Consider the following 9,908-nt stretch of genomic DNA (forward strand, 5'->3'; position numbering starts at 1 on the left):
AACTAGTGGGGTGGGAGTGCTCTCTGGCGTCTTCGAGGTGTACTCAACTCTGGGCTGACAAACTATGTCTCTAGGGTGTCATAGAAGAGTTGGCACGACATTTATTTCGTGAATTTACAGCCGAATCAGCTGATGGAATGCGCTTGCGAACTGAATGACCATGCCACCGATATCTATATTAGTATGAAAAAAGTATGAACTGGTATGACCGAACACAAACGGAAAGTCGGAGATCGGGGGCAGGTGACGATTCCGAAGGACCTTCGGGACCGTCGTGGCATCGAAGGCGGTGACGAAGTTGAATTCGTCGAAGTGAATGACGAGATCATAATTAAACCGCCGAGAGATGAGGAACGGCTTGCTGAAGGATATCGAAAGAGAGCCGAACGGTCTCGTGAGTTGGCTGAAGAAATGGAAGACGCATCCGCAGAAGCAACTGGGCATCTCGGTGACGCACCCGACTGGAGCGAGTGAATTCTGAAGTCAACTGTGCAGGTACGCCGTGGCGACATTGTTATCGTTGAATTGAATCCCACGAAAGGGAGTGAGCAGCACGGAAAGAGCCGGCCCTGTGTTGTTATCCAGAACGATGTTGGGAATCAGTACTCACCGACAACTATCATCGCTCCATTCACAACGCAGTACACATCTGGAGACACGTACCCGTTCGAGGTGGAAGTACTGGCTTCGGATACTGCCCTCAGTCACGATTCAGCGGCAGACCTAAGTCAAATCCGGGTTATCGACATCGACGGACGTGTTAAGAAGAACATCGGATCCGTCCCGTCAGCAGATATGGCAAAAATCGACTCGGCAATCAAAGATAGCCTCGGCATCTGAGCGAAACGTTCCGTCAGTGTATAGTCTGTACTGAGCGATTCACAGGTCAGTCAACGAGGTGTGAGCAGAGTTCTATGACACCCTTGTATCGACCATTGTGAAGGGCCCGTAATGTGCGAAAACCGAAAGGTATTAGACGTGCGAGTTGCCTTCATGTGGTAGGGACCGTTGGTCCCTACTGAGGACAGCCCCCCATCCTGCTTCCTCCCCTGTCCTCTGCTATCCTGTCTCGTAAGCAGCAGTGAGCGTCTCGACAGCGATGCGGCGCAAGATCTTGATTAGTCGAACCCCACATAAAATCGAGGATTCCAAACGCAGACGGCTATCGACGGTGGATTACGGAGTTGATTGTCGAATTCGTCCCCGCGCTAAAGCACTGTCTCTTACCCACAGATCGAGTTGTTGTTGCGGTCAATAAATCCGACCGAAGCCTCGATATCTACAGATTTAACACTCCTATGAGACAATTTTGCTCATCTCGCTTACCACATTCAGCAACCCCCCACTGCCGATATCATCGCCCGATTCACTCCTCACCTCGATCTTCCGAGAATAGATTGGGTTCGACAGCGTCTGAAACGTCTGTTTGGGACTCAGTGAACTTGTGGGTAAAAGACAGCGCTTCAGTGGTGGGTAGCTGACAAGTGAACTCTCAGCGAACAGCACGGCGTTGCTCAAAACCCGGCCTTCTCCAGTTCGTCCAAGAACGCCGGGCGGTTCGAGTGCTTGTCTTTCAGGAAATCGACGAACCCCTCAAACCGCGCTTCGGAGACCAATCCTTGTATCTCTTCTAGGTGGTCGGCGATGTCTCGGTAGTGGCGTCGCCCCGTGTCGTTGGCGGCAAACGGGACGAGCAGCTCCCGGTAGAGCTCGAAGTACTCGACCGGCGCAGTGGCTGCGACCGGATCACGGTACTGGCGAACTGACGAGAGATCTGCGTTCTCTTTCAGTTCGACGAACGCTTTTTTCAGATCGTCGTCGTGGACGTACAGTGCGACGAGGTCTTTTCTATCGTCCCGTTCGAAATGCCGTTCAAATTCCTCGTAGATCGACTGCCACTCCTGATCGTCACAGACTGACTTCAGGTCATCGTACGCGGCCCACTCCATATGATCGAGAAACAACTGCTTCAGCGTGGTACGGTACTCGTCCACATTCCGGTCCTCGTAGAGGTCGGCAGCGAACCAGCGAAGGTTACGAGGCGATCGGAACGTATGAATACCATCTTCAACGACTTCGATCGCACGGTCTTTGTTGCCCTCGTCAACCAGTCGCCGGGCGTGCTCTTTACAAAACTGTTTGCTCTCAAGATAGATCTCTTCGTAGAGTTGCGAGAGGGCGTCTTCGCGGCCGAGTTCCTCGAAGATGTAGACGTAGGTCGAGAATATCCGCCGCTTCTGGAGTGACGACGATATGTTCGTGTCTCTCGTTCCTGATTCGGTCGGTTCGACGCTAGCGGTGCGTCTCTCGACGGTCGTCGGTTCATCGATGCGCAACTTCTCGAACACGTCACCGACGAAGTACTCGAGTTTCAGTGTCCCGACGGCCAAGTGTTCGACATCTATTGCTCCACCGGTGAAATCGTCGGTACTGAGCGGTCCGTCAGTGAAATCAGATACGTAGAGAACGTCGTCCGTCCGCTCGGAGTGGATAGTCGACTTGTCGTTGCTCGCTGATCCGGCCGCTGTATCGACGCTGTCTTCAGTTTCATCTCGGCGGCCGTCCGCTTTCGAGGACGACTCTCCCGATAGTACTGCGTCGAGTGTGACACCGGAGATGTGTGCGTCGAGTTGCTCCAGCCAGTATTCGAGGTCTGCGTCCGTCGTACAGAGCGTTCGGAGCGCGTCGTCGTAGTAGTCGCTGGCGAAGCCGTAGTCTGCCCTGACGAACTCTTCACAGAGATACTGGATGTACGGCCGCTTTCGCTCGTGGCCGAGGTCCTGTTCTGCGATTGTCTCTGTATACGACTCGATAGCACGTTCCACCTCTCGGCCGTAGTATCCGCTGCTGTCGTCAACCTGGTCCAAGTTTTCGCGTATCGCCTCGGAAACCGCTCGGTAGATATCCGTCGCCGTCTGGACGTGGCCTCGTTTTCGATGTGTCTCCGCGAGGTCGGTGTACTGCGAGAAGTCGATGTGTGTGTCGTGTTCGACCATCCCTCGCCGGCTGACAGCGTCGTCAAACAGTCGATCGATCTCCTGCTTGTAGTCGTAGACGGTTTTGGCCGTGTCTTCGCCGACGAACGCGACGAACCGATCGCGGATATCTCGATCCTCCGCAACGATGTCACGCAGAAACGCTCGGAGGTCCTCGGGTGCCGTCTGTTCGATCACCGAATCGATATTGACCGTCTCGTCCCGTTCGGGATCGCTCACCGTCTTGGTGTCTCGGTCGTCTACGGCGAGCAAGACCGCGATGACGTGTTTACAGTCGCCCGCGTAGTCGTACGGACAACTACAACGAGAGCGGACCGTATCGTCCACAAGATCGATAGCGACATCGTAGTAGTTGGATCCCCGAACAGTGGATCTGATCCCGCCGCCGTCGATATCCAGTTCCTGTACCCGATCTTGCTGGTAATAGTTGACACCCCGCTCGAACGACTGTTCGGTACAGAGCGATCGTATTTCGTCTCGTGTCGGGTAGTCCATGTTTTGTATCTGTATACTATGCTACGTACCGAAAACGTGACGCTGTGCTCGCACTGACGTGCGTTAGCACTCTGGCACTCAGCCAGCCTCCCGACAGATTGAATCGTCCGACACGCATGCGTTCACGTACCGAATGCGGCTCGAATTCGACGACGGGACGCTCCTGCTGGAAAACGCACCTGAAACCGTTCCGTACGCGGAGTGGGACGACCGTGTCGATGCGTACCGGGCACAAGCCTACCGACACCGGGCGCTCCTAGAATGGGCCGGTCAGTGGGCTGAGAGCGACGACCAAGCAACACTTCAGGATGGCTTCAGCCACGACGTTGCAGACGCTGCCCGTGCCTATCCCGACCTCGCTCTGACACCCGCACTCCAGATCGAACCGCGTGATTATAGAGTATCAAGCAGAATACCTGCGGCTTCAGCCGCAGGATGAATCCGACAATTCTGAACTTGTCCACGTAGTGATAGCCGATTGGAGATTTCACAATCCGTGGCTTAAAGTGACAGACAGCCCTACATACAGACAGGAATCAGACCGGAAATAGAGCGATTCCGATCAGTCCTACGATGGCGGCCTGTCCGCCCCAAGCAATGAGACAGTAATCGGAACCAGTCGGGTGAACGGTCGGTTCCTACAATGAACCGATGCAGTGCCCGACTGCCGTACGCACCACAGAAAGTAACTCCAAGTCCGTCGACATCTGCCGGACTCCCCGAGGCAAAAACAACTCCGGGAGTCCGAACACGATAGAGGATAGGAGTACCGGGGGCTTGGCACTCCCAGCAGTCCCACCCGTCACAGTCCGTGAACCCCACACGGATTCTCACCGTGTCGGAGTTCGGTGGAACTGTAAACCTGAAATCTCCAACGCTCAGGATTCCTCCGCGTTTACGCGGAGGAGGATGTCAACAGCGGGCCGCGCTTGAGGCGTGGCGGACCCATGACCGCCAGGGTACCGTCATCCTTCCAACCGGCAGCGGGAAAACATTCCTTGGGCTACAGGCCATCGCCGACGCTGGCGTCAGTGCGCTCGTCATTACACCGACGATTGATTTGATGAACCAGTGGCACGCCACGCTAACCAATGCCTTCGGTGGGCAACTTACAGCAGAGATCGGTGTCCTCGGTGGCGGGAGCCACGAGATTGCCGCCTTGACCGTGACCACCTACGACAGTGCCTACCGCTACATCGACGAGTATGGCGACCGGTTTGGCCTTCTCATCACCGACGAAACCCACCATCTGGCGGCCGAAACCTACCTACAAATCCCGGAGATGACGATTGCCCCGTACCGACTTGGCCTCACTGCAACCTATGAACGGGCGGACGGCCGCGAAGAGCTACTCGAAGATCGTATGGGGCCGGTCGTTTACGAGGAGGTCGTTGACAACCTCGCCGGGGAGTTCCTGAGCGAGTACGAAACCATTCAGATGTCAGTCGAACTCACCAGCGAGGAGCGGTCTGCGTACGATGACGAGTACCAGCTCTACAGAGACTATGTTGACACTCATGATTTCGACCTCTGGAAAGAACAGGGCTACGCGGAGTTTCTCAAACGCACGTCTTACGACCCTCAGGGGCGCCGTGCCCTCATCGCCAAGCAACGTGCGGAACGCATCGCTCGCACGGCGACAAAGAAACTCGACACGCTCGATAACCTCCTCAAACGGCACCACGATGACCGCGTCATCGTTTTCACTGCGAACAACGATTTTGCCTACGACATCTCCCGGGAGTTCGTCCTCCCGTGTATCACGCATCAGACTGACACCGACGAACGCACCGAGATTCTCGAACGGTTCCGAACAGGTGAGTACTCGATGCTCGCCACCTCCCAAGTGCTCGACGAGGGTATCGACGTGCCCGCGGCCAACGTTGGGATCATCCTCTCCGGGAGTGCTTCGAAACGACAGTACGCCCAACGGCTCGGTCGCATTCTTCGACCGACTGACGACCGCCAGCCAGCCCGCCTCTACGAGATTATCACCACCGACACGATGGAGACATACGTGTCCCAGCGACGCCGCAATGGGGTGAGTAGTAGTGCTGACGGCTGACCTCGCACGCTCGCGCACACGTGATGGAGAAGTTCGCCCGCTGTTCATCGACATCTCCGATGAACAGTATCGGTCGACGGCGGCCACACTCATCGATCTCTTTGAGGACCACCTCGGCGAACCGAAAGGCGAGCTTGAAGCTGCCATTGACGACCTAACCGTCGACAATACTGACTACAAAATTGTCCAGGGACTGGCGAAGCTACTGAAAGACGAATGTGAGTTTGAACAACAGGCTGCAGTCGACCCTCAGGAGATTCGCCAGCGCCTATTCGAGCGCGCGAACGGACGCTATCCGATCGTTCGCCAACCCACACTCGGGGAAGACACACAGAAACTCGAAGTGTACAGTGCTGTCGCTGACGAACTCGGCATCTCCCTCGAAGAGTGTTACCGGGGGATGTACGCGGATCTGGACGAAAACAAGCTGCTAGTTCGGTTCGGTGACCAGACGGTTGCGGACTACGACGCTGCTGAGACCACGTCGGCGACGAAGTTGACGGGTAATAGCAAGCAGGCGTACGACCAGACAGCCCAGACCGTCGACTGGCTGCTCGCACGGTACAATTTAGCGCTGGCCCAAGCCGTCCTCTACGACGCTTCGAATATGCGGATTCGGGTTTGGGACCACTTCGGGACGGTGTTCAGCTACATGAAGCTGTTCGGATTGATGCATCGGATCTATCCCATCGACGGCGACGGCAACCGCGTTTCGAGTACCGACCTTGCGGCGGGCTACGAGGCCGAACTTGACGGCCCAGCCTCACTGTTTCGGAAGTCACAGAAGTACGGTATTCGGATGGCGAACTTCCTCCCCGCGCTACCGCAGTGTGACCGCTGGGAGATGCGTGCAGAGATTCTGGACGACGATACGACCAGCAGTCGCACCCGCCTCATACTCGACCACACCGACGGCCTCGTCTCACACTACAGCATGGGTCAGGAGTTCGATAGCGATATCGAACGCACACTCGCCCGGAAGTGGGAGCGAGCGACCACTGACTGGGAACTCACGCGTGAAGACGATGTCTTCGACCTCGGCGCGGAGGTGATGATTCCGGATTTTGCCATCGAACACCCCGATGGCAGACGGGCGATCATCGAGATTGTGGGATTCTGGACCCCAGAGTACCTAGAGTCGAAGCTGGCGAAGATTCGGCAGGTCGATGCCGACAATTTCGTGCTTGCGGTCTCAGAGCGACTGGATTGTGCCGACGAGGACTTCGGGGACACGGCGGAGCGGGTCCTGTGGTTCAAAAGCGGGATTCACGTCTACGACGTGGTCGAATTGGCCGAAGCGTACGCGTCTCCCGCCAAAACAGAGCGGAACTGATCGGCGCTCAGTCCAATCGACCACCGTCGCCGTTCCAGTAGTGCCAGTCGTCGACCGCTTGTCTGGTATCGCTGTCAACGTCGAGTACTTCGAGCTGTGACAAAGGGACACCAAACTTCCGGTCCCTCCACTCCACGAGGACGAACATTTCCTGGTTGCTGACTACTTCATCGGCCATTCCAACGACCGGTACCGCTTCGTCCGCTCGCAGTGGGGAGATTGTTCGTTCCTCGATACACCGCGCTTGGAACGGGAAAGACATCTCACGTTCGAGGTGGTAGCACCAGTTAATAGCCATCTCGTGCGCATTGTAGGCATCTGTGAGTACCTCTCTCCGAATCCGTTTGTTTCGCTCTTCATCCGTTTCCTCTGTCATTGCCGCTTTTCTCGGACAATCGCGGCCGTATCAGTCGATGTAATCACGTCATCACGCTCAAGAACTTCATCAACCTCCGCCGGCTCGTAGACCTCTTTGACGATACAGTAGTAGTGCGACGGCGTGCCGAAATCATAGATCATGGTGAGTCTGTCGCCATCCCAGAGTGTCGCACGCTTAGCGACATCTGCAATCGTCATCTCACTTGCTCTGGTGTACGACCGGTCGCCTGCTTTCTCGTACTGGTGGTCGGGAATCACGTTGAGACTGGAATCCAAGTATTCGTCTTCGAGCCCGTACATCCGGAGATGGAAATCATCGAGCGTACTGAACCGACACACCAGTCTATCCAGTTCCGCCATCGTTGTTTCCGGTCCGACGACGATATCGTACCACTCGTCTCGTGCACGGCCTTTCTGCTTCCATCGGAGTCGATAGCCGACGGTTCCTATCCGCTCAGATATGTCGTCGCCAGCTTGATCCTGCTCGGTCCCGACTGCTTCCCGTGCGTTCGACCAACAATACGAGCAGATTTCGTCGGGCGCATCACCCTTGAAGCCATCTTTGTCGATATCGAGGTTGGCGAGAAACTCCGATACTGGGATGTGTTGCGGGCGCGGATGCCGGTTCCCGTGACTACACATCATCTCCCCAGGACCACCAATACCGAACGAGAAACGAGAGTTTCTCCCGCCTTGATCAGCATCCATATCGATGATATGTACTACTGTTCCGCTTCCGATCTCGATCATGAATCGGTCTGTTGGCTCGCTCATTGCTGATCACCGGTACTGGATGTAGATGCCATGGTCGCGATACAGGTCGTGGAACGTGACGAACCGCCGCTGGGACACCGCTTTCGCCTCGTTCGGGTCTACTCGACGGTCGTACTCTTCGAGCAGGTTGATCTTCTCCTCGCTGGGGAACGGAAACGAGACGCCAGAGGTCGTCGTAACCTCGCCATAGCGAACGGGTCTGAAAAACAGTACGACTCCCGGCTCTGCGGTTCGGCTGAGATTGATATCTAACAGCGTTCGCTCTTCTCCGTCGTTCAGCAAGTCGGTTACCGTCAGACGGGGTCCTGACTCGCTGACGGATTCGACCTCGAACAGCGAGGGGTCAGCGTCGATGGTGGACTCGAGAATGTCCCGTTCGGTTTCGTTCTCCCAGCGTTCCGCTTCGAGGTAGCGTTCCGCGGCGGTGGTCCCGTCTCGGCGGTAGTCGTACAGCGCGAACTCGAAGTGGGCCGGCATCTGGGATTCGAATTCGTAGGCTAGGTTCGGTTCGTCGAATTCGATGTCCAGTTCCGATGCGGTTTCTACGATCAACTTGCGGTCAGAGTATGCTTCGAGGATGTCGCTGTTCAGTTGTGTTCCGATTTCCCGATAGGTCTTGTAGTGGTCTACGTCGCTCATTACGAGACAGTATTACATGCCGGTATCAAGGCTTTTGGGTGTCGAGAGTTCGACGGCGTTACGATTCGTATCGATCCTCCAGATCGTCGAGTGCGCGCCAGAACTGCTCGTCGTTGATCCGGGGCTCCGTCGTCGCCCGCTTCTCCAGCACGCCAGCGTACGTGTCGAACTCCTTGGAAGTTGGATCGGTCGCTAAGATACAGTCGGCGTATCCGTTGAGTGCGGTCTGGATAGTCTTCGCATAGTGGTTGTAAGCACCGTCGATCCAGTTGTACTTCTCGTCGATCTCTTCGAACACCGCTCGGTAGACGGTCGCAGCGGCCAGATACCGGTCGCGGTCACGGTACTGCTCGGCGATCTCGAAAAACCGGGAGAAGTCGATGGCTTCGAACACGACCGGGTCAGCATGTTGCTTGAACAGTTGCGCGATTTCCTCTCGATACTCCTCGACCGATGCGTGGTCGTCGCCAAAGCGTGCGAGAAACTGCTCGCGCAACTCAGGGTGTTCGGCGAGAGCGTCACGGACGAATCCACGCAGATCGTCGGCCGATACGTTGTCCAAAACTGATCCGACGCGACCGCTCTCGTCTTGTGGCGGACCGGCGGCGATGTCAAGTAGTACCGCGACGACGTGCTTACAGTCGCCGCGCTCCTCGTACGGACAGGTACACTGTGTGTCGATGCTCCGTGAGCCGAACTCGATCGTCACGTCGTACAACTTCGATCCACTGACGCTCGCAGTCACAAGATCGTCGAATCGATCCAGTTGCTGAATGCGTCCCTCGTCACGGTAATTCACCCCGCGCTCGAACACCGCATCGGTGCTTCGATTCCGGACGGTATCCCGGTCGACATTCATATACCGTCTTCCGACGCGGTCGTAGCATTTGATTCTGGTGCCGAATCGGTAGTCTCAGTTGATCACATCGACAGCCGCGTAATCTCGTCTGATGGCGATGAATCAGATGGAACTAGCTGTGGAGGATCTTCGAACCGCTGGTGAGCATGATTTTCGGGATGGACCGTCGCTGTCGGCGGCGGACTGCCGCCGACGCGACAGTGTCGCCACTGACGACCGCTGTCCGACCCGATGGACAGCTACCGGAAGAACCGGTCGTCAAGCGGTTGATTCGCTGGAACGGACCTGCGGACACCAAGCGCTGTCCAAGCTGCGCGAAGCGTCATTTCGCAAAACTCCGTGAACGACCACTGCCAGAGGCGGCGCCCC

General features: G+C 56.3%; 9 protein-coding genes and 2 pseudogenes. 5 read left to right on the forward strand and 6 right to left on the reverse strand.

Annotated features, from left to right (window positions below; all coding sequences use genetic code 11):
* The first annotated feature begins 204 nt into the window (after positions 1-204).
* The gene (locus tag Z052_RS14630) at positions 205-474 is read left to right on the forward strand and encodes an AbrB/MazE/SpoVT family DNA-binding domain-containing protein (RefSeq protein ID WP_089309307.1); all 270 of its coding nucleotides are present in this window, start codon (positions 205-207) and stop codon (positions 472-474) included.
* A 15-nt stretch (positions 475-489) separates the two neighbouring features.
* Positions 490-840: a type II toxin-antitoxin system PemK/MazF family toxin gene (locus Z052_RS14635; protein ID WP_089309306.1), complete on the forward strand. Its 351-nt coding sequence runs from the start codon at positions 490-492 to the stop codon at positions 838-840.
* A gap of 674 nt (positions 841-1,514) precedes the next feature.
* On the opposite strand, the gene Z052_RS14640 is transcribed toward Z052_RS14635, so the two are convergent.
* Complete coding sequence (locus tag Z052_RS14640) at positions 1,515-3,491, reverse strand: SWIM zinc finger domain-containing protein (RefSeq protein WP_099289192.1); 1,977 nt, start codon at positions 3,489-3,491, stop codon at positions 1,515-1,517.
* A 133-nt stretch (positions 3,492-3,624) separates the two neighbouring features.
* Between Z052_RS14640 and Z052_RS14645 the strand changes: the two genes are divergently transcribed.
* From Z052_RS14645 to Z052_RS14655, 3 genes and pseudogenes are all read left to right on the forward strand, one after another.
* Positions 3,625-3,930, forward strand: coding sequence for a hypothetical protein (locus Z052_RS14645; RefSeq protein ID WP_199058291.1), 306 nt, complete (start codon positions 3,625-3,627; stop codon positions 3,928-3,930).
* 429 nt (positions 3,931-4,359) lie between these two features.
* Positions 4,360-5,556, forward strand: a pseudogene (locus Z052_RS14650) (DEAD/DEAH box helicase); the annotation flags it as partial.
* On the forward strand, positions 5,543-6,889 hold the full coding sequence (locus Z052_RS14655; RefSeq protein ID WP_099289193.1) for a DUF790 family protein: 1,347 nt from the start codon (positions 5,543-5,545) through the stop codon (positions 6,887-6,889). The pseudogene Z052_RS14650 and the gene Z052_RS14655, both read left to right, overlap by 14 nt.
* A 7-nt stretch (positions 6,890-6,896) precedes the next feature.
* Here the strand turns inward: Z052_RS14655 and Z052_RS14660 are convergent, their stop codons facing one another.
* The 5 genes and pseudogenes from Z052_RS14660 to Z052_RS14680 all read right to left on the reverse strand — a co-directional run.
* Positions 6,897-7,265: a calcium-binding protein gene (locus Z052_RS14660; RefSeq protein WP_099289194.1), complete on the reverse strand. Its 369-nt coding sequence runs from the start codon at positions 7,263-7,265 to the stop codon at positions 6,897-6,899.
* On the reverse strand, positions 7,262-8,041 hold the full coding sequence (locus Z052_RS14665; RefSeq protein WP_099289195.1) for a hypothetical protein: 780 nt from the start codon (positions 8,039-8,041) through the stop codon (positions 7,262-7,264). Before Z052_RS14665 ends, Z052_RS14660 begins: the two co-directional genes overlap by 4 nt.
* Before the next feature lie 6 nt (positions 8,042-8,047).
* Complete coding sequence (locus Z052_RS14670) at positions 8,048-8,680, reverse strand: hypothetical protein (RefSeq protein ID WP_099289196.1); 633 nt, start codon at positions 8,678-8,680, stop codon at positions 8,048-8,050.
* A 58-nt stretch (positions 8,681-8,738) separates the two neighbouring features.
* Complete coding sequence (locus Z052_RS14675) at positions 8,739-9,539, reverse strand: SWIM zinc finger domain-containing protein (RefSeq protein ID WP_099289197.1); 801 nt, start codon at positions 9,537-9,539, stop codon at positions 8,739-8,741.
* 239 nt (positions 9,540-9,778) lie between these two features.
* A pseudogene (locus Z052_RS14680) lies at positions 9,779-9,908 on the reverse strand (ISH3 family transposase); the annotation flags it as partial.

This window comes from Halorubrum sp. C191 (assembly GCF_002727095.1).
GTDB classification, from domain to species: Archaea; Halobacteriota; Halobacteria; order Halobacteriales; family Haloferacaceae; genus Halorubrum; species Halorubrum ezzemoulense.